Genomic DNA, 25,469 nt, shown 5'->3' on the forward strand with positions numbered 1-25,469 from the left:
TAATGTTTACTATAACTAACTCAATACAAAGTAACGCAAAGCAGTGTAAAGGTTATGTAAAGACTAACTTTTGATGAATTTAGCGCGTAAAATAAAACCATAAACAGCGCGTAAGGCTTTATATATGAAACTATTAATGATTGATGATGACACCGGTTTATGCGAGTTATTGAGCGAGTACCTAAGCGCACAAGGGTTTAGCATTCAAACCGCACATGATGGCCAGCAAGGCTTAGAGCTTGCCTTGCAGAACGATTACGCGCTTATATTACTTGACGTTATGCTGCCCTCTATAGATGGCTTTGAAGTGCTAAAACAACTCAGGCAAAGTAAATTAACACCGGTGATTATGCTGACCGCTAAGGGTGAAGACTTTGACCGTATTTTTGGCCTAGAACTCGGCGCTGATGATTATATTGCAAAACCATTTAATCACCGTGAACTCCTTGCCCGGGTTAAAGCCATTACTCGGCGTATTGAACACATTAATAGTGTGTCTAATAACAATAAAAAAATATCTTCAAACGGTATTACTGTTAATTTTGCTACGCGAGAAGCTAGTATTAATAACAACTCCCTCACACTAACGGGCACCGAATACGAGATACTTGCCTTATTGATAAAGCACGCCCCGAATGTAATTAGCAAAGAGCAAATAAGCGAAGATGTATTAGGCAGGCGGTTAGCGTCTTTTGACCGCTCTATAGATATGCATGTGAGTAATATCCGTAAAAAAATAGCCGAGCACATAGACGGTGATAAAATTAAAACAATGAGGGGAACAGGGTATGTCTTCATCCAAGGAGAATAAACCTCACCGTTTTAGTTGGCTACGCCACCCACGACATTATTTATTTTTTAAGGTCTTTACGTGGTTTTGGCTGACGATTATTGGCACTTTTACAGCGCTCTTTTTCTTGAGTAATATTTCACTAATAAATGCCATTAGCCATGACCCACTGCAAGGACCAATGCAGAAAAACCTAGAATACCTAGCACGAGCTATCGAGCGCAGCGCACATAAACACAAGCGATCTATTAATGACATTATTACTCATCCGCGTTTAACTAAACGTAAATTACTTTATTTAAATTCACAAAACAGCGATGAGGTTTTGATCAGTAAAGATGTTGAGAACAATATTGATTTAAGCTTACTTAACTTTAGCAAGGGGATGCCTCCACAGGTTATTTTTACTGAATACTATCAAGCTTTTGGCCCCATACGTATTCGTGTTCCCGAAGGGGAATTTGAGTTATATGAAATCGATATAAATCAGCAGCGGCCGCTCTTTATTCGTTTAAGGTTGCTACCTGTATGGTTAAAAATTTCCATCGCGATTATCGCCTCACTTACATTAAGTTTTTTATTTAGTCGTAACTTAATTGCCCCTATAAATAGTTTAAAACAAGCAGCAATCAAGCTCTCAAACGGCGATTTAAGTGCGCGTGCGGCAATAAATAGTCAGCGAAAAGATGAACTTGGAGTTTTAGGCCGCGACTTTAACCGCATGGCCGATCAACTAGAGCAGCTACTTAGCGCTCAAAAGCGCTTATTAGCCGATATATCCCATGAATTACGCTCTCCGCTAACTCGTTTAAAAATGGCGACGGGGCTGGCGCAAATGCAAGCAAGTGAAGCAAGCCAATCGTATTTATTGCGTATTGAAAAAGAAGCTAATCAGCTGGATAAAATGATAGCCGATGTATTACAGGTATCGCGCTTAGAAGCAAATAGCCAACCTTTATCGCTGCAAGCACAGTCGTTGCAAGTGATTGTTGACCATGTGATTAACGATGCTCAGTTTGAAGCGAAACAGCACAATAAAACCTTACTTGTACACGGTAATGTTGAAGTAAATATAGAATGTGACGAAATGTTGATTGCCAGTGCCTTAGAGAACATTCTGCGCAATGCCATTAAATATGCACAACATACTATTAGCATCAGCTTAAAACACAGTGATACCATATACATACAAATATGTGACGATGGCCCTGGCGTACCTAAGGCGCAACTTGATAAGTTGTGTGAACCGTTTTTCAGGCAATCAGATGCCCGCGACCGCCTCAGCGGTGGCACGGGTTTAGGGTTAGCCATTGCAAAAAATGCGGTGATCGCGCATGGTGGAAATTTAGCTTTATCAAATAAAGACGCTGGCGGGTTGTGCGTTGAGGTAAGCTTACCAATACAAAAGAGAGAGCATGTTTTATAGTACTGAAAGTGAGCTTGAAAAGAATCAGCCTGCAATAAATGAGTTTTATACTAATACGCTAAAAAAAGCGTATTTAAACACAGCGGCTGGGGAATTGTTTTATGCTTATGCCAAGCCTAACGATGCTCACACTGCCATTGTTATTAGTTCAGGGCGTATTGAAGGACTGGATAAATACAAAGAGCTACTTTGGGAGCTTTATTGTAATAATTTTGCAGTGTTTATTGTTGATCACCAAGGCCAAGGTCGCTCTTATCGGTTATTAAAAAACCCCCATAAAGGCTACGTAAAACAATTTGAAGATTACAGTCACGATCTTAACCAGTTTAATGAAAAAGTGGTGCAGCAGCACTGGCAAGGTAAAAAGTTACTGCTTAGTCATTCAATGGGCGGCGCCATTGCATTTGATTACTTAGCACGTTATTCACATGATTTTAGTGGGGCATTTTTATCGGCGCCCATGTTTGATATTCATACCAAAGGAATACCCAAGCCAATTGCACAGTTTATCGCTGCAAGTGCCTCATTATTAGGGCTCTCAGGATGTTATGCACTAGGGCAAAACGATTACTCACCTGAAGAGTTTGCGCTTAATACTTTAACTAGTAGCCAAATACGTTATGCGCAATTTAGAGCAACTTATCAGCAAACCCCACTATTACAATTAGGTGGCGTGACTTATGGCTGGCTGAATACTGTTTTTTCGTTTATTAAAGCGCTTGATAAACTATCCATAACCACCCCATTATTTATAGCTAGCGCAGAAAATGATGAAGTGGTTGATAATCAAGCCCAATACAAGCTTGCAAGCCGGCATAAAAATACGCTAATCAAGCAGTTTAAAGGGGCTAAGCACGAGCTGTTTTTTGAGCGTGATGAAATTCGCCAACCACTACTAAAAAGCCTATATAAATTTTGTGAGTCGGTAAGTTAACCTAAATTCTGGTTAGGTTAACGACCAAGCGATAATGGATCTAGGTGAATCAATATATCCACTTCCGATTCAAATTGCTGAGTGATCATCAGCTCAACTTCGTCGGCTACTTTATGGGCACGAATAAGCGGTAAATGATCATCAAGCTCTAAATGCAGTTGGATAAACTTAACTTTACCGCCTTGTCGAGTACGAATTCCGTGTACCCCATAAACATCAATATGGGCATGCGCTATTTCAAAAATACTTTGCTTTTCTTCATCTGGCAGCTCTTTATCCATTAAGTGCGAGGCACTCTCAGTCGCTATATCCCAACTGTTATAAAGTAAGTAACCCGCTACACCAATGGCAAACAAAGGGTCGGCATACAGCACCCCATAATAAGCAAGTAAAATAGCAATTAGTACCGCCGCGTTTAAAATTAAATCGCCTTTATAGTGAACAGAATCAGCCTTGATGGCGATTGATTCTGTATGCTTCACTACTTTATTTTGCACAAATACAATGACTAAAGTACACGCTATAGCAAAAATACTGACCCACACACCTAATAATGAATGTGTCAGCTCTACGGGGTTAATGAGACGCTCAATACCGTGAAACGCCAATAAACAACCTGATCCTGCAATAAAAGCGGCCTGCCCAAGCCCTGCAAGTGCCTCGGCTTTACCGTGGCCAAATCGGTGGTCGTCATCCGCAGGACGCAGTGCATACGATAAAACCAAAAAGCTCATTAGTGTTGCTGTTATATCCATTAATGAGTCGGTTAATGAGCCAAGCATTGACGCCGAACCCGACGCAAGCCACGCCCATGCTTTGGTCGCAATCATTAGGCTGACCATAATCATGGTCACTATACTGGAGGCCTTGACCCAAAATTCATAACTGCGATTATGCACGTATCTTTCCGTTGTAAGCTGTATTTAATGTTTTCAGTATATCATTTTTTATTCATTGTTCGTGTATACTGACCCCGTCAAATTAAAGATTTTATAGGGCTTATTGTGCTGGATATTGTTTTATACCAACCTGAAATTCCGCCTAACACCGGGAATATCATTCGTTTATGTGCCAATACAGGCTATTCACTGCATTTAATTGAACCGTTAGGGTTTGAATGGGATGACAAACGTGTAAAACGCGCTGGCCTTGATTATCACGAATTTAGCCATGTGCAACGCCATGCTTCATTTGAAGCTTACTTAGAAAAGTGTCAGCCTAAAAAAGTGTATGCATGCACCACTAAAGGCAGTCAGTTTCACCATCAAGCACAATATGAAGCGGGTGACTGCTTAGTATTCGGTCCTGAGACCCGAGGCCTACCTGATGACATGATCCAAGCATTACCAAACGAGCAACGAGTACGTATTCCTATGCAAGCCGACAGCCGTAGTATGAACCTATCTAATGCGGTAGCTGTGTTTGTGTATGAGTCTTGGCGTCAGCTTGGTTTTCCAAACGCCCAGTAAGGTTTTAGGTTTTAGGTAAACAAAAATACCTGTTACCTAAAACCTAGCAGTTCGTTTTATTCTGATTTCTGTTCACGACCTAATAAGGCCATAGCAGCTGCTTTCATGTCTTTATTTTCATAAAGTACTTTGTATATTTGCTCAGTGATTGGCATTTCAACACCCGCACGCTGCGCGAGTAAATACACTTCTTTGGTGTTTCTAAAGCCTTCAACGACTTGGCCAATTGATGCAATCGCATCATCAACACTTTCACCTTTACCTAACGCTAAACCAAAACGGCGATTGCGCGATTGGTTATCGGTACAGGTTAAAATTAAATCGCCTAAACCAGCCATACCCATAAAGGTTTCTGGTTTTGCACCCAGTGCACAACCCAAACGCGATAACTCCGCTAAACCACGGGTAATAAGCGCGGTACGTGCATTTGCACCAAAGCCAACACCATCAGAAATCCCTGCACCAATAGCAATTACGTTTTTAACCGCACCACCAAGCTGTATGCCAATAAAGTCATCATTGTTGTACACCCGAAACGAGCGACCGCAATGGAGTAGATCGGCAATTTGTTTCGCAAATGCTGATGACGTTGATGACACCGAAATAGCAGTCGGTGAACCCATCGCCATTTCTTTTGCAAAGGTTGGCCCAGAAAGCACCGCTAATGGTACTTCTTCACCGAGCTCTTGCACTGCCACTTCTTGCAATAAGCGCCCAGTATCTGGCTCAAGCCCTTTAGTAGCCCAGGCTATTTTTGCATTTGGCCGCAAAGCCGGTTTAATTTGCTTTAGCGTGTCGGCAAATGCGTGGCTTGGCACAACAACCAGTACAATATCGCTAGCTGCTGTTGCTTGCTGCAAATCGGCTTCAAGGGTTAAGGTGTCAGGAAAAGGAATATCAGGTAAGTAACGTTGATTTTTTCGCTCAGCTGCAAGCGTCGCAACGTCTTGGCTATTGCGCCCCCATAAAGTCACATTGTGGCCATTTCGGGCTAAACAAATAGCAAGGGCGGTGCCATAAGACCCCGCCCCTAAAACAGTAACAGCTGATGTTGCTGTATTCATAAATTATGCGTCTGCTGAAGCCTGCTCAGCTTGCGCTGTGCGTTGCTGCATGTATTGTGCAAATAATGCATCAAAGTTAACCGGTGCAAGGTTAAGCTGTGGAAACGTACCACGGTTTACTAAGTTCGATACCGCTTCACGTGCATACGGGAATAACACGTTAGGGCAGAATGCACCTAGCATATGTGCTAATTGCATTTCTTCAACATCAGCAATAGTAAAAATACCTGCTTGTTGAATTTCACATAAAAACGCAGTTTCTTCACCGATAGATGCCGTCACAGTTAACGCTAAAACAACTTCGTAAACACCTTCATCAAGCTTATTAGAGCGTGTATCTAAATCTAATTTTACTTCTGGAGCCCACTCTTTTTGAAAAATAGCGGGTGAATTTGGCGTTTCAAACGACACATCTTTAGTGTAAATACGTTGAATAGTAAACTGTGCGCCTGCATCAGCTTCTGCTGCTGCGTTTTGATTTTGTTCGTTCATTGTTATTCCTAACCTGTTATTTATTATAATTAATTAAATTAAGCACTCAGCTTAGCATCAAGGTTACCTTGTGCTTCTAGTGCCATCATATCGTCACAGCCACCGATGTGTTCATCGTTAATAAAAATTTGTGGAACCGTGCTTGCGCCACCGGCTTTGGCGATCATTTCATCGCGAAGCTCTGGCTGTACGCCAATATCAATATTTGTGTATTTTACACTTTTGCTGTCTAACAACGCTAATGCGCGATGACAAAAAGGACAATATCCTTTGGTGTATAAAACAACGTTACTCATAATATAATCCTTAATCGGTTTAGCTAAGGCGTATTAGCGACCGGTTGTTGTTGGCAAGCTTGCTGATTGCCACGCACCCATACCGCCAGACAAAACAGAAACCTGTTCAAATCCTGCTTTATGCATTGCCGTTGCAACGCCTGAGGCAGTCATACCTGCAGCACATACCACTATAATGGGTTTGCTCTTGTACTTTTCAAGGGTTGAAAAATCAGATTCTTTGGCTTTTTCAGGGTTTAAATGCACAGCACCGGCAATATGGCCGGTTTTAAACTCTTTTTGCCCACGCATATCAACAACCTGACCGTCTTCGCGGTTAATAAGTAACGTTAACTGCTGAGGATTGATCTGACGAATTGCTGAAAATTTACTTTTTATTGCGCCACTAACAATAAGAAACGCAATCGCAACCCAAGCTAGGCTTAGAATTGGATGATTTGAGACAAATTCAATATATTGATCCATTCGACTTCCACTATAAAGTTACATGCTAAAACAGGGTGTTTTAGATATTTAATTCATATTTATTGTACTTACATAATGAGCAGTCACTCATCAGTAAATCAATTTAGAGTACTGTTAGGCTACTCTGAATTTTACCTACACAGAGGCTTAACTTACCCCACAAGCCTATTCAATACTTGAATAAAATAGGGATTAGCCGCGCAAGTATACCCAAATCAGCTAAAAATGCGAGTTTAAGCACGCTTGAAAGCCACAATGTAGCGCTCTTTTTAACTGAAAAATAACCTAACCCTTTAAAATATTCAATTGAGAGAGGGAGCTCATTGAAAATTTTTAATATCTTCTTTTCATTGCTGATCCTAGCTATAAAACACGGTATGCTTAAGCTTGGCATGTTGGCATTAATGTTAGCGTGTATTTTAGCAACGCTAGGGTCTGTTGATCTTTCAAGGTTAAATTTGCAGCAGCCTGTTTGGTATTTAGGCAAGGCAGAGCCTATGTGGTGTGGTTATTCCCCATAAATAGGCGATAACGCAGCATCAATGCCAAACAGGTGCTGCCCGAAGGGTTCTGCCTAGGGGCGATTTACTCTTTGTTGCTCGGTTTTGACTTAGCCCACTAGGTTACAAACCTCGCGCCGCGATTAAACCGCCCCTAGTTTGAACAAATTTTAATCCGCAAAGGTCAACAGACCCTAATAGGAGTGACTATGACAGAGCATAAAAAACCACTGGTATTAATGATTTTAGATGGCTGGGGATACAGAGAAGATGAGCAAAGCAATGCCATTTTAGCTGCTAATACCCCTGTGTTAGATGAGCTTTGGGCAACGCGCCCTCATACATTAATTTCAGCATCGGGTTTAGATGTGGGTCTTCCTGATGGTCAAATGGGTAATTCTGAGGTTGGTCATGTTAACTTAGGTGCCGGTCGTATTGTGTATCAGGACTTTACCCGCATCACTAAAGCCATTGATGATGGCGAATTTGACTCAACCCCCGCACTGGTTGAAAACATTGATAAAGCCGTTCATGCCAATAAAGCCGTTCATATTATGGGACTGCTAAGCCCTGGTGGCGTGCATAGTCACGAAGATCATATTGTGGCGAGTATACAACTGGCTGCAAAACGCGGCGCTAAAGAGGTGTACTTTCATGCCTTTTTAGATGGCCGAGATACACCACCACGCAGCGCTAAAGCATCAATTGAGCGTATTGAAGCCTTGTTTAGCGAACTTAAATGTGGCCGTTTAGCCTCATTAGTTGGTCGCTATTATGCCATGGACAGAGACAACCGCTGGAACCGTGTTGAAAAAGCGTATAATTTAATCACCCTAAGTGAAGGCGACTTTGATTATGAAAATGGCTTAAGCGCACTCAATGCTGCCTACGAGCGCGATGAAAATGACGAATTTGTAGCAGCCAGCACAATTACTCCTAAAGGCTGTAGCCCTGTGCAAGTAAATGATGGTGATACCATTATATTTGCCAACTTTAGAGCAGACCGTGCACGTGAAATCACTCGCGCCTTTATCGAACCTGGTTTTGACGGTTTTAATAAGAAAAAATCGCCTGAGCTTAGTGCCTTTGTGATGATGACCGAATATGCCGCCGATATTGATGCGCCAGTGGCTTTTGGCCCGACACCACTTAATAACGTACTTGGCGAGTGGTTTGAAAAACAAGGTAAAACTCAGCTACGTATATCAGAAACTGAAAAATATGCCCACGTTACCTTTTTCTTCAGTGGCGGACGCGAAAATGAATTTAACGGCGAAACTCGCGAGCTGATCCCCTCCCCTCAAGTGGCAACGTATGATTTACAGCCAGAAATGAATTCGCAAATGCTTACTGATAAACTCGTTGAAGCCATAAAAAGTGGTCAATATGATGCCATTATTTGTAACTACCCTAATGGCGATATGGTAGGTCACTCAGGTGTATTTGAGGCGGCAGTGAAAGCTTGTGAAGCAGTAGATAGCTGTATTGGTCGTGTAGTTGATGCTCTTAAAGAGTATGGTGGAGAAGCACTGATCACTGCCGATCATGGTAATGCTGAGCAAATGGCAAACCTTAAAACAGGCCAAGCACACACAGCGCATACTAGTGAACCAGTACCGTTTATTTATGTAGGACGTGATGCGCAAGCGCATACCGGTAAAGCCTTGAGCGATGTTGCACCCACCATACTGCATTTAATGGGGCTAGAACAACCTGCAGAAATGACAGGTTCGCCGATTATGGTGTTGAAATAACTTATGAATAAAAGCGCATGCCGCATTATTGCGTGTATATGTGTACTAAACTCATTAGCCACTGGCGTTGCCGTGGCTAATGAAGATCGTACCAAAAAAGACTTATCACAGGTACAAGTCGCTTTAGAGCAAAGCCAAGCTGAATTTCAACAACAACAAAAAGAAATCGCTAAGCAACAGCAAAAACTGAAAAACCACGAACTCGCCATCGCTAAAAATGCTAAAGCACTTAATATGGCTGAGCAATCAGTTAAAACAGCACAACAACTGCAAGCAGAACAACAACAAAAAGCGGCACGGCTTGAAAAACAACAGACACAGTTTCAGCGTATTTTAGCAGCTCAATTAAAAAGTGCTTACATGGCTGGCGGCGATGACTATTCAAAAATGCTGCTTAACCAAGAAGATACCGCCAAATTTGAACGAACACTTAGCTACTATAACTACTTAAATAAAGCCCGTATAAAACAACTCGATGAACTTAAAGCACTACAACTAGAAATTGCGAAAAACCAAGCTGAGCTTGCGAAAACAAAAGAGAGACTGGTTGCTTTATTTGAGGAGCAAAAAAGACGACAAGCGGCACTCCTTAATGCCAAAAATGAACGTCAAGCAAGCTTAAAAAATCTAAAACAGCAATTAAATAAAACCAAAAATTTCATTAGCTATTTAGAAGAAAACGAGCAAACTCTGATTGCTACCATTAAAGAGCTTGAAGAAGAAGAAAAAACCACAAAAATTGAGCTACTTGGCTTAAATCGCAATAAGGGTAAATTGAACTGGCCAAGCAAAGGGAAATTAGCGCACCAGTTTGGCCAACGTAAACACGGGGGCATTAATTGGAAAGGCGTGTTAATTTCTGCATCTGAAGGGACTGCAGTAAACAGTATCGATAATGGCCAAGTAGTATTTGCCGATTGGTTAAAAGGCTATGGCTGGGTGATCGTACTTGACCACGGTCAGGGTTTTATGAGCTTATACGGACACGCACAAACCTTACTAAAAGACGTGGGTGATATGGTCAGAGAAGGTGAAAGTGTTGCATTAGTTGGGCAAAGCGGTGGACAAGCTGATTCTGGTCTATACTTTGAAATACGTCATAAAGGGCGTGCTGTTAATCCCATAAAATGGTGCAGGCGTATTTAATATCAAAATAGCTGCATCCTATTAGAGGCAGTTATGATAGACAGACACATTTGCCAAAAAAAAGTATCTCAAAAAAAACCAATGTTTTGGTTTTGCTTGCAGTTGTTTTTTTTATTCGTGTTTTTTGGCTTTATAAATACAGCCTATGCAAGCTCGGTTAAAGATTTAGAAAGCCAAAAAATAAATGAAATACTGTTTAATATCCACACCTACTACGTTGATGATTTAGCACTGCAAAACAGTGAGTATATTGAATACAACTCGTCTCAATTTGAACGCTTATACTCTAAGCTCGATGCCTACTCTAAGTATTTAGATAAAAATGAGCTAAATGCATTATTTAATAACACTAATGGTCGCTATACCGGCCTAGGTATAGAAGTAAAAAGCATCGAGCAACGCACCACGATTGTTAAAGTACTTAATAATTCACCAGCCAAACAAGCAGGACTTCGCTCAGGCGATATAATTACTACCGTTAATCAGCACTATGTAGAAAATAGTCCGATTGATTTAGTTGCACAATACATCAAAGACAGTGCTAACGGTAAAGTACAGCTAAGTATTACCCGTAATAACACTCAAACACCGCTAATATTTAATCTCAGTAGAAAACAAATTAAGCTAACGAGTGTAACCAAGCAACTACTTGACTCAGGTAGCGGTTACATCGCTATTAATAACTTTTCTAATCACACTTTACATGAAGTTGCCTTGCAAATAGCCGCCATGCAAAACCATTATGGCCATTCATTAAAAGGCCTAATTATTGATTTACGAGATAACCCGGGAGGCACTTTAAAGAGTGCAGTTGCGGTAGCAGACCTGTTTCTTCAAGATGGTTTAATTGTAACGACCAAAGGGCGTTTTTATGATTCGAACCAATCTTTTTACGCTAAACGCGGCGATATTTTGAAAGGTGCTCCGATTGTTGTCCTCATTAATGAAAACTCAGCCTCAGCAGCAGAAATACTGGCTGCAGCGTTAAAAGAAAATCTACGTGCAAAAATAGTAGGGAGTCAGTCGTTTGGTAAAGGAACAGTGCAATCACTTATTCCATTAGGCGACGGCGATACCGCCTTAAAACTAACCACCGCACGTTACTTTACGCCACTGGGAGAGTCTATTGAGGGGATTGGCGTAACTCCAAATGTGGCGATTAATCAAACAACACTTCCACAAACAAATAAAGCCGTTATAATAAAAAATGAACAATCAGAACAAAACACCGTTTTTAACGCTGAAGAATTAGCCGATATCCAGTTAGTAAAAGCAAAACAGCTACTTAGCATGCAATAAAACGGTAAACTATTTAAAGATAATAAAAATTATAAAACGTGAAAATTATAAATTTAATGGTGTTAGCTGGGCTTTTTTTAATCCTATTTGCTACACCCTATGGTGTTAAAGCCAAACAAATAGCCATAGTGATCGATGACATAGGTTATCATCAACGTGACCTAGAATTCCTAAGTTTACCTGGGCAATTGTCTTATTCAATTTTGCCTCATACCCCCTATTCTCAAATATTTGCAACCCTTGCTAGTCAGTCAAATAAAGAGCTCCTGTTGCATGTGCCTATGCAAGCTTTAAATGGTAAAAAGCTAGGCCCTGGGGCGCTTACTTTAAATATGGATAAAGCACAACTTCAACAAACACTCGGTAATGCACTGGCGAGTTTGCCACAAGTTAAAGGGGTTAATAATCATATGGGCTCAGCGCTAACTCAACAAAGCCAAGCAATGAAGTGGACCATGGAAGTACTTAAAAAGCGTCAGTTGTATTTTCTCGATAGCCGAACAACCGAATTAAGCCAGGCGCAAAATGCAGCTAACTTTTTGGGGGTAGAAAATATTGGTCGGCATGTATTTTTAGATAATATAACTACCCCTGAGCAGCTACAATTTAGGCTAGAAGAGCTAAAGTCAAAAGCAACTAAATATCAGTTTGCCATTGCAATAGCACACCCCTACCCCGAAACTATCGATTTTTTACGCCAAGCTTTGCCGCAATTAATCGAGCAAGGATTTGAACTGGTACCAGTATCACAGCTGGTAGAACGTAAGTATGTACAAATAGCCCAACAACAAGCCATTTCATTAAACTGATGGAGTAAGCGAACGCCTTACTCCAACAGTTAACTTAACTCAATTATAAGTATGGTATTTATAAAACAAATGTCGCTACCTTGGCATTTAGATCTGTAGCTCTGTCTTTTAATACTTCGGCTTGGCTTAAATGCGCGGTAGCTGAGGTAGTTATTTCATCGGTTACATCTTTAATAGCAACCGTATTTCTAGTAATTTCATTGGTCACTTGCGTTTGCTCTTCTGCTGCAACCGCTATTTGACCCGCCATATCAGAAATTTCATTTACCGCCAGAGTTATTTCTTCTAATGCTTGCGCTGCAGCATTAACATCATCAACACTATTGTTGGCATAGCCCTTACTGCTGTCCATCAAGCTCACTGCTTTTTTAGTGGTGTTTTGTAAGGTTTCTATAGTGGTATAAATTTCGGCTGTAGAGTTTTGTGTTCTTCTTGATAATACGCGTACCTCATCTGCAACCACAGCAAAACCACGCCCCTGCTCTCCCGCACGGGCGGCCTCTATTGCAGCATTAAGCGCTAAGAGATTTGTTTGCTCAGCAATTTCTTGAATGGTAGTTAAAATGCTCGATATAGCCTGAGCATGCAAACTTAATTCACCAATAACTGTGGTAGTTTGGTCTATTTCGCCCGCGAGTGAATTAATCGTGTTTCTGGTTTTATCAACTAACAGCTTACCTTCACGGCTACTTTGTGCCGATTGTTGCGATGCGGTTGCAGTGTTTTCTGCATTAGCGGCAATTTCATGGGTTGCACTCGCCATTTCTGTGACCGCGGTAGCAACCATAGCCACTTCTTGTTGCTGACGCTGCAACTCACTGACACTGCTTTGGTTGGTGATCAAGCTTTTCTCTGCATCAAAGTCTAAGTCAGTAGCTAATTGACGAATATGACTGATCAGTTCATGTTGGCTGCTAACAAAACGATTAAAACTATCAGCCAGAACCCCAACTTCATCTTGCGTATCAACAGTTATACGCTGGGTTAAATCACCGTTACCATCTGCAATTGTTGATAAAGCTTGCGACACTCGGCTCAAAGGGGCGAGCAATACACCCAATAACCATGAAATAGCCAACACACTCAGTAAAAGTGCTACTGCAACCAGCACTAATTGGGTCAGCAATAAACTAATAAGCGGAGCCTCTAAAGTTTGTTTATCCAATACAAACAACAACTGCCAATCTGTATTGTTAATGTTTTCACCCCAAACTAGCTTCTCTCGGCCTTCACCCTCAAAGTAAACAGGCGTAAATTCATTATTTTGACTATTAGATAAAATTACTTGGTTATTAATTTTAGAATCAACCTGAGTAATATTTGCCATTACTTTTCTAGCGTCTTTATAGGCAATCACAGTGCCATCTTTATGCATCATAATGGCGTATCCATCTGCAGGTAAAGACATTGTATTGACGCTATCGACCAAGGTCTCAATCGACAAATCCCCCGCAACCACACCGCTTCGTGTGGTTTTAGCAATAGAAACAACCAACAGATTATAGGCGGTATCTAAATAAGGTTTGGTAATTACGGTATCACTTTTGAGTTGTGCTTGTTTATACCATGGACGAGTGCGCGGGTCGTAACCGGTGCGATCAATACTGGGATCAGAGTCAGTCATTTTTCCGCTGTTACTTCCAAAGTATGTTAACTGAAAGCCACCTGAAAATGCTGCCTGCTGAAGTGCGCTGAGCGTACTGCCCTCAACCTTACTCGCAACCGATTTAATTATCTGCTGACGACTAGCTAGCCAATCTTCAATACTCGCAGCCTGTTGCTTACCAGATTGGCTTACGTTATCAATACTGCTTTTTAACAATAACGTTTTTTGAGAGGTGTAGCTATTCCACGACAGCAATACAATAATAACAGCTAGGGCAAGAACCACCGATAGTAAGATTTTTTTCTTTAGTGAATATGAGTTCATATTGAGTGTAAATACTCGCGTTAAATGAAATTGAAAGGCAATAAGCACAGCAATTAAATGACTTAATTTAGGCTACGGTTTGAGTGACAAGTCGCTCAAGTGCGCGAATATTTTCATATACCCAAATTAAAAACAAACTAAAATCATGTATTTAAATTAAAACCAAACTTATTCATTAATTTTAAATAGCGTATATTTAATTAAAAGATACATAGATGTGACTAGAGGTAAGCGGAACAAGAAAAACGATACTTTCTATTAACCTTTTTAGTTAGCTTTTTTAGTTAAAAAAAAGCCCCGCATTTTCATGCAGGGCTTTATCAATTTTTTAGTGCGATTAACTCATCGCGCTTTGTAATTTTTTCATTGCTGTTTTTTCCAGCTGGCGAACACGCTCTGCTGATACGCTGTATTTTTCAGCCAACTCTTGCAGTGTAGCTTTATCGTCTGACAACCAACGAGCACTAACAATATCTTGAGAACGCTCATCGAGAGTTTTCAAGGCGCTAAACAAACGCGTATGTGACTGTTCTTGCCATTGTTGCTGTTCAATATCGTCAGCTAAATCCGCAGAACCATCGGTTAAGTACTGTACCGGTGAGTAAGTACTAGTTGGCGCGTCATCATTATCGTCGCCAGTTAAATCAAAGCCCATGTCTTGGCCGCTCATACGCGACTCCATTTCACGTACTTCTTTTTCACTCACACCTAGCTCACTCGCTACTGTGCTCACTTCAGCTTGGTTAAACCAACCTAAACGCTTTTTATTTTTACGTAAATTAAAAAACAATTTACGCTGTGCTTTGGTCGTCGCTACTTTAACGATACGCCAGTTTTTAAGCACAAATTCATGGATTTCAGCTTTGATCCAATGAACCGCAAATGAAACCAAACGTACACCCACTGATGGGTCAAAACGTTTTACTGCTTTCATCAGTCCGATGTTACCTTCTTGAATCAAATCAGCTTGTGGTAACCCGTAACCCGAGTAGCTTTTAGCTATGTGCGCTACAAAGCGCAAATGCGACATAATGAGTTGCTTTGCAGCACTAAGATCGCCTTCTTCCTGAAGTCTTTTTGCAAGTTCCTGCTCTTGCTCAACTTTAAGCATAGGAATAGTACTAACAGCTTGAAGGTAGCCATCCATACTTGCGCTTTGTTGCCCAACTGTAAGTGCCATTGCGTATAAATCTTTACTCATTTTTCACCTCGGTGATAAACATTTGAAACCATCTTAGCACTCTTTTAGTAAGAGTGCTAACTTGAATTTAAAACTTTTTTGAATCATAAATCAAGTGGTTTTTTTAGTGTTAAGCCAGTCTACGCTAGGCGACTGAATAACCTATGAATTGATTTAGCCAAAGCAAAGATTAACCTTTTTACTTTGGCTTTTTTATAATTTTAAACTTAAAACATGACAGTTTTAAGTTTATGTGGGCGCTAAATCTTATCGGGTTCTATTTCTGAGATATAACGGTTAACCGATAAATAAGAACCAATAAAGCCCAAGCTAGTGGCCAATAATACCAAAGCGCCAAATTCATTAAGGCTAAGCCCTATTAATGTAAAGCTAGTTTGATATACCCCTGCCACACTACTTACCGCAGCCGATAGCCACCACATCATTAATGCCACGCAAATAAAAGCAAACAATCCGCCAATCACGCCATACCAAATGCCGGTCCATAAAAATGGAGCGTGTATAAAGGTATTGGTTGCCCCCACTAGCTTCATTACCTGTATTTCTTCTTTTTTATCCATAATAGATAAACGAATTGTGTTGCCTATAATAAGCGTCACTGAGGTAAGTAATAGTAGCGCAATAGTGATTACACTCTCTTTTAACAAACTTAGTAATGCATTTAGGCGCTCAAGCCAAGCAATATCAAGCTTACCAAAGTCAACTTCGCGCTCGGCTTCGAGTTTTTTAAGCAATAGCTTAGCCGCATTAGGTTGGCTATGTCGCTGTGTTGGTGTAACTAAAACCACATTCGGTAATGGGTTGCTATCTAAATATTCTAAAGCCTGACCAAACCCAGACATTTCTTTGAACTCATCCAAAGCCTCAGTGCGAGAAATAAAAGTCACACTTTGTATTTCTGGATATAGCGCTAAACGTTTAACTAAAGTTTGTGTTTCTTGCTCGCTCATATTTTCTTTTACAAACAAGGATATTTCGCTGGCTTGCTCAAAACCACTACTCACTTGCTGCACATTTTTAACCACTAAATATAGTGTAGCGGGCAAGGTTAAACTCAAACCGAGTACTGCAATGGTCATCATTGAAGCCAATGGCGTGCGCCACATTTCTCCTAGGCTGTACACACCTTGGCGAAAAATATTAATAATGAAAAAGTAACCACCAGAGAATACTGATTTTTTTTGTTTATCATTACTATTTTGACGGCTTTTAAATAGTAAACTCATAATATCCCCTCAGCCAATGGATCTTGGCTCATGCGCCCATCATGAAGCGTTAAGCTACGGTACTTCATTCGCGACACCAAGCCTAAATCATGGGTGGCAATTAAAACCGTGGTGCCATGTCTATTAAAGTCTTCAAACAGGCGTAATATTTCCATTGATAATTCAGGGTCTAAGTTACCGGTAGGTTCATCGGCAAGCAATATAGGTGGAGAATTGACGATGGCTCGTGCAATCCCTACTCGTTGTTGCTCACCGCCAGAAAGTGTTGAGGGGTGACAGCGAACTTTATCTAACAAGCCCACTTTATCGAGCGCGCCATGTACACGTTTGGCAACCTGCTTGTGGTGAGTCCCTTCAATAATTAAGGGCAAAGCAACGTTATCAAATACCGTATATCGCTCTAATAACCGATGATTTTGAAAAATAATACCAATATCACGACGTGCATAAGGAATTTGACGCGAATTTAATTTATTTAAATCCACGCCATTGATAAACACATTGCCCGCAGAAGGGCGTTCCATCAAGCTTATAAGCTTTAACAGTGTACTTTTACCGGCACCACTGTGGCCTGTTAAAAAGGCCAATTCACCAGGCTTTATATGAAAGTTCACTTTTTCAAGCGCGCGGTGCCCACCGGCATAGGTTTTACTTACTTGCTGAAAATTTATCATTTTTTATTATTGCCAATTTATTGTGAGCCTTAGGCTTAAAAATAAAATGGTATTCCTCGCAATTAAAAAGGGAGCAGGCTCCCTTTTGGTAAATTAAGCGTCGTCCTCATCTTGACTAAATAGCGCGTCAATAAAGTCATCGCTCTTGAAGGTACGTAAATCATCAATACTTTCACCTACGCCAATGTAACGAATAGGAATATTAAACTTATCGGCAACGGCAAAAATAACCCCGCCTTTAGCAGTACCATCGAGTTTTGATAGTGTGATACCCGTTAAACCTACGCATTGATTAAATAAGTTTACTTGGCTAATTGCATTTTGGCCGGTACCAGCATCAATAGTCAGCATCACCTCATGCGGTGCATCAGGGTCTACTTTTTTCATAACACGGGCTATTTTTTCAAGCTCTTGCATTAAGTTATCTTTATTTTGCAAGCGCCCTGCTGTATCAGCAATTAACACATCGACATTACGTGCTTTTGCAGCTTGAAAAGCATCAAATACTACCGATGCACTATCAGCACCTGTATGTTGAGCTATTACCGGAATGCTGTTGCGTTCACCCCATACTTGAAGCTGCTCTACCGCTGCAGCTCTAAAAGTATCACCGGCAGCAAGCATGACCGACTTACCTTGATTTTGGAATTGCTTGGCCATTTTACCAATGGTGGTGGTTTTACCTACGCCGTTTACCCCTACCATTAAAATAACAAAAGGTTTTTTATCTGCTGGTATTTCTAAAGGCTGCTCTGCTGTTTTTAGCATAGTTGCCATTTCTTGTTTCATAAGCTCATAAAGCGCATCACCATCTTTAAGTTGCTTGCGATCGGCTGCATCAGTTAAATTATCAATGAGCTTCATGGTGGTATCAACCCCAAGATCAGCAGTAAGTAACTGAGTCTCTAGCTCTTCAAATAACTCATCGTCAATTTTTTTACCGCTAAAAATTGACGAAAAACCAGAGCCAATATTAACGCGAGTTTTAAGTAAGCCTTTTTTGAGACGAGAGAAAAAGCCTTCTTTTTTAGGTTTTTCCGCTTTCTTTGCTTCTTCCTCTGCAAGCTCTGCGGTCAGTCGCTGTTGCTCTAGACGCTCAGCCTCTTCTTCAGCTGCAATACGCTCTTGCTCTAAACGCTCATTTTCAGCTTGCTCTGCTGCAATACGCTGTTGCTCTAAACGCTCATTCTCAGCTTGCTCTACTGCAATACGCTGTTGTTCTAAGCGCTCATTCTCAGCTTGCTCTGCTGCAATACGCTGTTGTTCTAAGCGCTCATTTTCAGCTTGCTCTGCTGCAATACGCTGTTGCTCTAAACGTTCATTTTCAGCTTGCTCTGCTGCAATGCGCTGTTGCTCTAAACGCTCATTCTCAGCTTGCTCTGCTGCAATACGCTGTTGTTCTAGACGCTCATTTTCAGCTTGCTCTGCTGCAATACGCTGTTGCTCTAAACGTTCATTTTCAGCTTGTTCTGCTGCAATGCGCTGTTGCTCTAAACGCTCATTCTCAGCTTGTTCAGCCGTGATACGTTCTTGCTCTAACAACATTTTCGCTTCTTGTTCAGCTAAACGTTTAGCTTGCTCTTGTCTTTGCTGCTCTGCATCCGCCTGTTGTTTAGCTAATAGCTCAGCGTTAGCGTGTTCAATCGCTTGTTTTTCTGCTGCCGCAGCGCGTTGTGCTTGCGCCTGTGTCTCTTGCTCTAAACGTTCAGCTTCTGCTTTTTCAGCTGCTATACGCTCTTGCTCTAACAACATTTGCGCTTCTTGCTCTGCTAAACGTTGAGCTTGCTCTTGTCTTTGCTGCTCGGCATCTGCCTGTTGTTTAGCCAATAGCTCAGCGTTAGCTTGTTCAATCGCTTGTTTTTCTGCTGCCGCAGCGCGTTGTGCTTGCGCCTGTTTTTCTTGCTCTAAACGCTCTGTCTCTGCTTTTTCGGCAGCTATTTGTTGTTCGGCTTTTTCAGCTTGCTCTTGCGCTAAACGTTCTGCTTCAGCTTGTTCAGCTGCAATTCGGGCTTGTTCTAAACGTTCGGCTTCAGCTTCAGCTTGCAAACGCTCTGCCTCGGCTTTCTCTGCTGCTAAGCGCTCCTGTTCGGCTTTTTCTGCCTGCTCGTTTGCCAATGCTTGTTGTTTATCAGCTTCTGCTTGTTTTTTATCTGACTTGCCAAAACCGAGCCACGACATGAATTTACTTTTTTTTGCCATACTTGCTAATAACCACTTATAAAAATCTGATAAACTAACGATAATGATAGCGTGCTTTTAAGCCTAAATAATTGCTTTTTAGCAACACGTTATCCTCGAGGGTGCATAATAGTAACACTTTTAGCGCAGTTGAAAAATGACACGCCGTGATATGATTGCAATATTATCTGAGCTAGATCATAGATACCAATTTTTAGTGAGTTAAATGAGAAAAAAAATCACACCAAATAACACCACCCATAAATCAGTCGATGGCGTTATTAGAATCATTAGCGGCCAATTTCGCGGTCGAAAACTGCCAGTAAAAGACGTTCAAGGCTTGCGCCCTACAACCGACAGAATAAAAGAAACAGTATTTAATTGGTTAATGCACGATACCCGCGATGCGCGCACTCTCGATTGCTTTGCCGGTTCCGGAGGTTTAGGGTTCGAAGCGCTATCTCGCTTTGCTAAAAACACCACATTTTTAGAGCTTGATCCGTTAGCAGCAAAACAGCTAACGCAAAATATTGCCACGCTAAATGCGCAAAATGCACAGGTACTCAATACTAATACCTTGACCTTTCTTGAGAGTAAAAACACCAGTGAGGCATTTAATTTAGTTTTTATTGACCCGCCATTTCGTAAAAATTTGGCTCAATCATGCTGTGATTTATTAGAAAATAATCAATGGCTCGAGTCTGACGCACTGATATACGTTGAGGTAGAAACAGAGTTAACTTCGTTTAAAGCACCAAGTAACTGGCTGTTAATAAAAGAGAAAAAAGCTGGTCAAGTTTTTTGTAGGCTGTACCAACGCCATATAAATTAACACTGTTTTAGCGGTCGGGTTTCTGTTAATATTATCCTTTACATGTGGTGTTGCTTCGGATTACAATACCGCACCATTTTTGAACCACTTGATCAATGTTTGATCAACTTGAGCAACGCTCATAATTTAGGTAGGTGAATTTTTAATGCCAGTAATTAAAGTAAGAGAGAACGAACCGTTTGACGTAGCACTTCGTCGCTTCAAGCGTTCATGTGAAAAAGCAGGTATCCTTTCAGAAGTTCGTCGTCGCGAGCACTATGAAAAACCAACAGCTGAGCGTAAGCGTAAAAAAGCAGCTGCTGTAAAACGTCACATGAAAAAACTTTCTCGTGATAACGCTCGTCGCGTTAAATTATACTAATATATTAGGTCTTGTATAAATGAGCCTTTTAATAACGCTAAAAGATGCGCAAAAAGATGCGATGAGAGCCAAAGACAAACAACGTCTTAATCCTATTCGTATGGTACTTGCTGCAATCAAGCAACGTGAAATTGACGAGCAAATAACACTAGACGACGCAGGTATTACCTCCGTTATAGTGAAGCTTGTTAAACAACGTCGCGACTCTTACACTCAGTACAAAGATGCTGGGCGTGATGATTTAGCTGAAATTGAAGCCAATGAAATTACAGCACTTGAAGCTTTTTTACCTCAACAACTGAGTGAAGAAGAAATCATTGCTCTCATTGACGCGGCTATTGCTGATACTAACGCAGCAGGTATGCAAGACATGGGTAAAGTAATGGGTATAATCAAAAGCAAAGCCGAAGGTCGTGCCGATATGGGCAAAATCTCAGGTTTAATTAAGCAACGATTAACTGCCTAATACTCCCACATACATTAAGTATGATTGAAGTAAACCGAGCCTTGAGCTCGGTTTCTTCGTTTAGAGATTTAGTACTTCAAAAAATTATGCATTTGTGTTCAAATCTTTGCGTATAATAATTCGTTTTCATCACTTTTCTATTTATCTTAGGGCTGTACTTTAAACAATGGCTGGAAAGATCCCACGCAACTTTATCGATGATTTATTGGCACGAACCGATATTGTCGACCTGATTGACTCAAAGGTAGGGTTGAAAAAAGCGGGCAAAGACTATCAAGCTTGCTGTCCTTTTCACAATGAAAAATCGCCTTCATTTACCGTATCGCAAGATAAACAGTTTTATCATTGCTTTGGCTGTGGCGCTAACGGCAACGCTATTTCTTTTGTTATGGAGTATGACAAACTCGAGTTTGTTGATGCAATTGAAGAACTAGCCAGTTTACTTAACCTTGATGTTCCTCGCGAGCAAGGAAGCAGTAATGGACCAGAGCGCACAGCGGCACAAAAACGTTCAGACTACGATTTAATGCTCCATGCAGCACGCTTTTATCAGCATCAGCTAAAACATCACAGTAACTCTGAAGCGGTAATCGATTACGTTAAAGGTCGCGGCTTAAGTGGCGCAACAGTAAAAAAGTTTATGATGGGTTATGCGCCCAGCGAGTGGGAAGGCCTCTGCCAACAACTCGGGCGAAACCAAGAACAAAAAGAGCAATTAGTTGAGCTAAAACTCGCATCAGAGAAAACCCCAGGTAAACAGTTCGACTTTTTCCGTGATCGCTTAATGTTCCCTATTCGTGATAAACGCGGTCGCGTTATTGCTTTTGGTGGGCGAGTAATGCAAGCGGATCAAGGGCCTAAATATTTAAACTCTCCGGAGACGCGCATATTTCATAAGGGCTTTGAACTCTATGGGCTTTATGAAGCTAAACAAGCGCACAAAAAGCTTGACCATGTACTGATTGTAGAAGGTTACATGGACGTAGTCGCGCTGGCAGAACAAGGTATTGAATATGCCGTAGCAGCCCTTGGCACAGCGACAACTAGCGAGCATATGCACACTTTATTTAGAACCACTGACAAAGTTATTTGTTGCTACGATGGTGACCGTGCAGGTAAAGATGCTGCGTGGCGTGCACTGGAAAATGCACTTCCTTACTTAAACGATGGTAAAGCACTGCATTTTGTATTTTTACCCGATGGTGAAGACCCTGATTCACTTGTACAACAAGAAGGTAAAGAGGCTTTTGAGCAGCGCCTTGAAAACGCCGATGACTTCACTAAAGTGCTGTTTAATAAACTAAGTAAAGAGATTGATTTAACGCTTGATTCCGGTAAAGCTAAGCTACTTAGTGCAGCATTGCCATTAATTGAAAAGATCCCAAGTGAGTTCTATCAAGAAAATATCCTAGAGCAGTTAGGCCGATTAATTGGTCGCACCCGTGAGCAACTTAATAATCACTTAAAAACGCCAAAACAACAGCAAGCAATTGAACGCAAATTTAAAATTACCCCCATGCGCCAAGCGATAGGTATTTTAATTCAGCATCCTAATTTGGCGAAAAGCGTGCCCTACTTGCCTGATTTAGCACAAATGAATATAGCGGGTATTGGCTTATTATTGCGCCTGCAACATCAAGCATTACAAAAAGATGGCATTACCACTGCACAAATTCTCGAATCATTTAGAGATACTGATGACTATGAGCCACTAACTAAGTTAGCGACATGGCAACATCAAATAAATGAAGAGCGTTTAGAAACTGTTTTTCAAAATACTTTTAAATTTATTGAAGATCAGTGTTTAAATTATCGACTAGAGACCCTATTAATAAAAGATAAGACACAGGGCTTAAATAGCGATGAACGACTAGAATGTCATTTGCTAATGACAGCGTTAAAAACGACTAACAGTTAGGGTCTGTTTATCTTTCGAGGTTAAGTTTACAGCAGTGTGTTTGGTATTTAGACAAGGCAGAGCCTATGTAGTGTGGTTATTCCACATAAATAGGCGATAACGCAGCATAAATGCCAAACACGCGCTGCCCTTTGGGTTCGACCCAAAGGAGGTTTACTCTTTGTTGCTCGGTTTTTACTTAGCCCACTAGGTTACAAACCTCACGCCGCGATTAAACCACCCTTGGATTGAATAAACTTTAATCCTGAAAGACCAACAGACCCTAGTCAGATTTGATTTAGGCTGTTATACTGTGCTATTCACTGCGTCACATTATTCTGGTTAGCCTTTGAGCAAACTCCATGATGGCGCCTGTTGTATCAACTTATCAGAGTGGAAGAAACAATCTCTATGGATCCAACTCCTCAGTCACAATTAAAACTTCTGATTCAAAAAGGTAAAGAGCAAGGTTACTTAACTTTTGCAGAAGTTAATGATCACCTTCCACAAGATATTATCGACTCAGATCAAGTAGAAGATATCATTAGCATGATTAATGACATGGGTATCAAGGTTAGCGAAAACGCGCCTGATGCTGATGAATTAATGATGCAAGAAACCACGACAGACGAAGACGCAGCGGAAGCTGCCGCTGCAGCCCTTGCTACTGTAGAAAAAGAAATTGGCCGTACAACTGACCCTGTTCGCATGTACATGCGTGAAATGGGTACTGTTGAGCTTCTTACCCGTGAAGGCGAAATCGTTATCGCTAAACGTATTGAAGAAGGCATTAACCAAGTACAAATTTCGGTTGCTGAATACCCAGAAGCGATCACTTACCTACTTGAACAGTGGGATAAGTTTGAAGCAGAAGAGATGCGTCTTAGTGACATTATCTCTGGCTTTTTCGATCCTGATGCAGACGAAGCACCACCGATTGCTGCCACTAACATTGGTTCTGAATTAAGCGAAAAACAGCTTGATGACAGCGACGATGATGACGATGACAGCGATGATGAAGACGAAGAAGAAGTAGATACAGGGCCAGATCCTGAAGAAGCGCGCATCCATTTCGAAAACTTACGTGATTTATACACTAAAGCACGTGAAACATTCGATAAAAAAGGTCGCTCTCACCCAGAATCTCAAGCCGCTATTTTAGAAATTGGTGAGTTGTTCAGAACCTTCAAACTTGTGCCTAAACAATTTGATCGCATGGTTAATAACATGCGTGAAATGATGGACCGAGTTCGCGTTCAAGAACGTCTTATCATGAAGCATGCAGTACAAGTTTCAAAGCTTCCAAAGAAAACATTTGTTAAGCATTTTGCAAACAACGAAACTGATACAGCATGGCTTGATATTGAAATTGCAGCAAACGAAAAGCATTCGGCTAAACTTGAAGAAGTGAAGCCGGAAATACTTCGCTGTATTAGTAAACTTTCTTCAATGGAAGAAAGCACTGGCTTAAGCATTGAACGTATTAAAGATATAAACCGTCGCATGAGTATTGGTGAAGCGAAAGCGCGCCGTGCTAAAAAAGAGATGGTAGAAGCGAACTTACGTCTTGTTATTTCAATCGCTAAAAAATACACCAACCGTGGCTTACAGTTCTTGGATTTAATTCAAGAAGGTAACATTGGTCTGATGAAAGCGGTTGATAAGTTTGAATACCGTCGTGGTTATAAGTTCTCTACTTATGCTACGTGGTGGATCCGCCAAGCAATTACGCGCTCTATTGCTGACCAAGCAAGAACGATCCGTATTCCAGTACATATGATTGAAACGATCAATAAATTGAACCGTATTTCACGTCAAATGTTACAAGAAATGGGTCGTGAGCCAAATCCAGAAGAATTAGCTGAACGCATGATGATGCCTGAGGATAAAATCCGCAAGGTACTTAAGATTGCAAAAGAGCCAATTTCAATGGAAACACCAATTGGTGATGATGAAGATTCGCACTTAGGCGACTTCATCGAAGATACCACTATTGATTCGCCTATCGATTCGGCAACAATGGAGTCTCTTCGTGGCGCAACTAACGATGTGCTCGCTGGCTTAACAGCCCGTGAAGCGAAAGTATTACGTATGCGTTTTGGTATTGATATGAATACCGACCACACGTTAGAAGAAGTAGGTAAACAATTTGACGTAACACGTGAGCGTATTCGTCAAATTGAAGCGAAGGCACTGCGTAAATTACGTCACCCTTCTCGCTCTGATTTACTGAAAAGCTTTTTAGACGCTAAATAATCTA

The 25,469-nt window shown here is 41.1% G+C and carries 24 protein-coding genes; 14 read left to right on the forward strand and 10 right to left on the reverse strand.

What is annotated here, in order from left to right:
- Positions 1–124 precede the first annotated feature (124 nt).
- From AC27JR_RS04450 to AC27JR_RS04460, 3 genes are read left to right on the forward strand one after another with little or no spacing between them, the layout of a single operon-like run.
- Positions 125–811 (forward strand): response regulator, encoded by a 687-nt coding sequence (locus AC27JR_RS04450; RefSeq protein WP_076919373.1) that lies wholly within the window; start codon positions 125–127, stop codon positions 809–811.
- Positions 789–2,216 carry an ATP-binding protein gene (locus tag AC27JR_RS04455; RefSeq protein ID WP_076919374.1) on the forward strand — a complete coding sequence of 476 codons (1,428 nt, stop codon included), beginning with the start codon at positions 789–791 and terminating at the stop codon, positions 2,214–2,216. The genes AC27JR_RS04450 and AC27JR_RS04455 overlap by 23 nt, the downstream gene beginning before the upstream one ends.
- A complete protein-coding gene (locus AC27JR_RS04460; protein ID WP_487172901.1) occupies positions 2,206–3,150 on the forward strand; it encodes an alpha/beta fold hydrolase in 945 nt (314 codons plus the stop codon). The genes AC27JR_RS04455 and AC27JR_RS04460 overlap by 11 nt, the downstream gene beginning before the upstream one ends.
- A gap of 17 nt (positions 3,151–3,167) precedes the next feature.
- Here the strand turns inward: AC27JR_RS04460 and AC27JR_RS04465 are convergent, their stop codons facing one another.
- A complete protein-coding gene (locus tag AC27JR_RS04465) occupies positions 3,168–4,049 on the reverse strand; it encodes a cation diffusion facilitator family transporter (protein ID WP_487172902.1) in 882 nt (293 codons plus the stop codon).
- A 105-nt stretch (positions 4,050–4,154) separates the two neighbouring features.
- On the opposite strand from AC27JR_RS04465, the gene trmL reads away from it, so the two are divergent.
- Positions 4,155–4,619 carry a tRNA (uridine(34)/cytosine(34)/5-carboxymethylaminomethyluridine(34)-2'-O)-methyltransferase TrmL gene (trmL, locus tag AC27JR_RS04470; RefSeq protein WP_008466410.1) on the forward strand — a complete coding sequence of 155 codons (465 nt, stop codon included), beginning with the start codon at positions 4,155–4,157 and terminating at the stop codon, positions 4,617–4,619.
- A gap of 56 nt (positions 4,620–4,675) precedes the next feature.
- Here the strand turns inward: trmL and gpsA are convergent, their stop codons facing one another.
- The 4 genes from gpsA to AC27JR_RS04490 are packed head-to-tail and all read right to left on the reverse strand — an operon-like array spanning position 4,676 to position 6,936.
- The gene (gene gpsA, locus AC27JR_RS04475; protein ID WP_008114906.1) at positions 4,676–5,683 is read right to left on the reverse strand and encodes an NAD(P)H-dependent glycerol-3-phosphate dehydrogenase; all 1,008 of its coding nucleotides are present in this window, start codon (positions 5,681–5,683) and stop codon (positions 4,676–4,678) included.
- A gap of 3 nt (positions 5,684–5,686) precedes the next feature.
- Positions 5,687–6,175, reverse strand: coding sequence for a protein-export chaperone SecB (gene secB / locus AC27JR_RS04480; protein ID WP_008114905.1), 489 nt, complete (start codon positions 6,173–6,175; stop codon positions 5,687–5,689).
- 38 nt (positions 6,176–6,213) lie between these two features.
- The gene (gene grxC, locus AC27JR_RS04485; RefSeq protein ID WP_008114903.1) at positions 6,214–6,471 is read right to left on the reverse strand and encodes a glutaredoxin 3; all 258 of its coding nucleotides are present in this window, start codon (positions 6,469–6,471) and stop codon (positions 6,214–6,216) included.
- Positions 6,472–6,504: 33 nt separating this feature from the next.
- Positions 6,505–6,936 (reverse strand): rhodanese-like domain-containing protein, encoded by a 432-nt coding sequence (locus AC27JR_RS04490; RefSeq protein WP_008114901.1) that lies wholly within the window; start codon positions 6,934–6,936, stop codon positions 6,505–6,507.
- A 323-nt stretch (positions 6,937–7,259) separates the two neighbouring features.
- Between AC27JR_RS04490 and AC27JR_RS04495 the strand changes: the two genes are divergently transcribed.
- From AC27JR_RS04495 to AC27JR_RS04515, 5 genes are all read left to right on the forward strand, one after another.
- On the forward strand, positions 7,260–7,457 hold the full coding sequence (locus tag AC27JR_RS04495; RefSeq protein ID WP_139336331.1) for a hypothetical protein: 198 nt from the start codon (positions 7,260–7,262) through the stop codon (positions 7,455–7,457).
- 188 nt (positions 7,458–7,645) lie between these two features.
- The gene (gene gpmM, locus AC27JR_RS04500; RefSeq protein ID WP_487172903.1) at positions 7,646–9,190 is read left to right on the forward strand and encodes a 2,3-bisphosphoglycerate-independent phosphoglycerate mutase; all 1,545 of its coding nucleotides are present in this window, start codon (positions 7,646–7,648) and stop codon (positions 9,188–9,190) included.
- Between the two features lie 3 nt (positions 9,191–9,193).
- On the forward strand, positions 9,194–10,336 hold the full coding sequence (locus AC27JR_RS04505) for a murein hydrolase activator EnvC family protein (RefSeq protein ID WP_487172904.1): 1,143 nt from the start codon (positions 9,194–9,196) through the stop codon (positions 10,334–10,336).
- A 33-nt stretch (positions 10,337–10,369) separates the two neighbouring features.
- Complete coding sequence (locus AC27JR_RS04510) at positions 10,370–11,635, forward strand: S41 family peptidase (protein ID WP_487172905.1); 1,266 nt, start codon at positions 10,370–10,372, stop codon at positions 11,633–11,635.
- 56 nt (positions 11,636–11,691) lie between these two features.
- Positions 11,692–12,444: a divergent polysaccharide deacetylase family protein gene (locus AC27JR_RS04515; protein WP_041709615.1), complete on the forward strand. Its 753-nt coding sequence runs from the start codon at positions 11,692–11,694 to the stop codon at positions 12,442–12,444.
- A gap of 58 nt (positions 12,445–12,502) precedes the next feature.
- Here the strand turns inward: AC27JR_RS04515 and AC27JR_RS04520 are convergent, their stop codons facing one another.
- The 5 genes from AC27JR_RS04520 to ftsY form a co-directional block, all read right to left on the reverse strand.
- Positions 12,503–14,374 (reverse strand): methyl-accepting chemotaxis protein, encoded by a 1,872-nt coding sequence (locus AC27JR_RS04520; RefSeq protein ID WP_487172906.1) that lies wholly within the window; start codon positions 14,372–14,374, stop codon positions 12,503–12,505.
- Positions 14,375–14,711: 337 nt separating this feature from the next.
- Positions 14,712–15,575, reverse strand: a complete 864-nt coding sequence (gene rpoH, locus AC27JR_RS04525; protein WP_008114893.1) for an RNA polymerase sigma factor RpoH — start codon at positions 15,573–15,575, stop codon at positions 14,712–14,714.
- A gap of 239 nt (positions 15,576–15,814) precedes the next feature.
- A complete protein-coding gene (gene ftsX / locus AC27JR_RS04530) occupies positions 15,815–16,801 on the reverse strand; it encodes a permease-like cell division protein FtsX (protein ID WP_076919381.1) in 987 nt (328 codons plus the stop codon).
- Entirely contained in the window at positions 16,798–17,475 is a 678-nt protein-coding gene (ftsE, locus tag AC27JR_RS04535) for a cell division ATP-binding protein FtsE (protein WP_076919382.1), read from the reverse strand. Before ftsE ends, ftsX begins: the two co-directional genes overlap by 4 nt.
- 93 nt (positions 17,476–17,568) lie before the next feature.
- On the reverse strand, positions 17,569–19,674 hold the full coding sequence (gene ftsY / locus AC27JR_RS04540) for a signal recognition particle-docking protein FtsY (protein ID WP_487172907.1): 2,106 nt from the start codon (positions 19,672–19,674) through the stop codon (positions 17,569–17,571).
- 205 nt (positions 19,675–19,879) lie between these two features.
- On the opposite strand from ftsY, the gene rsmD reads away from it, so the two are divergent.
- The 5 genes from rsmD (at position 19,880) to rpoD (ending at position 25,465) form a co-directional block, all read left to right on the forward strand.
- Positions 19,880–20,485, forward strand: a complete 606-nt coding sequence (rsmD, locus tag AC27JR_RS04545) for a 16S rRNA (guanine(966)-N(2))-methyltransferase RsmD (protein ID WP_487172908.1) — start codon at positions 19,880–19,882, stop codon at positions 20,483–20,485.
- A gap of 145 nt (positions 20,486–20,630) precedes the next feature.
- Positions 20,631–20,846, forward strand: a complete 216-nt coding sequence (rpsU, locus tag AC27JR_RS04550) for a 30S ribosomal protein S21 (protein WP_002957797.1) — start codon at positions 20,631–20,633, stop codon at positions 20,844–20,846.
- Between the two features lie 19 nt (positions 20,847–20,865).
- Positions 20,866–21,312, forward strand: a complete 447-nt coding sequence (locus AC27JR_RS04555) for a GatB/YqeY domain-containing protein (protein ID WP_008114877.1) — start codon at positions 20,866–20,868, stop codon at positions 21,310–21,312.
- Positions 21,313–21,478: 166 nt separating this feature from the next.
- Positions 21,479–23,230, forward strand: coding sequence for a DNA primase (gene dnaG / locus AC27JR_RS04560; protein ID WP_487172909.1), 1,752 nt, complete (start codon positions 21,479–21,481; stop codon positions 23,228–23,230).
- 390 nt (positions 23,231–23,620) lie between these two features.
- On the forward strand, positions 23,621–25,465 hold the full coding sequence (gene rpoD, locus AC27JR_RS04565) for an RNA polymerase sigma factor RpoD (protein WP_487172910.1): 1,845 nt from the start codon (positions 23,621–23,623) through the stop codon (positions 25,463–25,465).
- Positions 25,466–25,469 lie beyond the last annotated feature (4 nt).

The sequence above is a fragment of the Pseudoalteromonas sp. NH0006-26 genome (genome assembly GCF_057552415.1).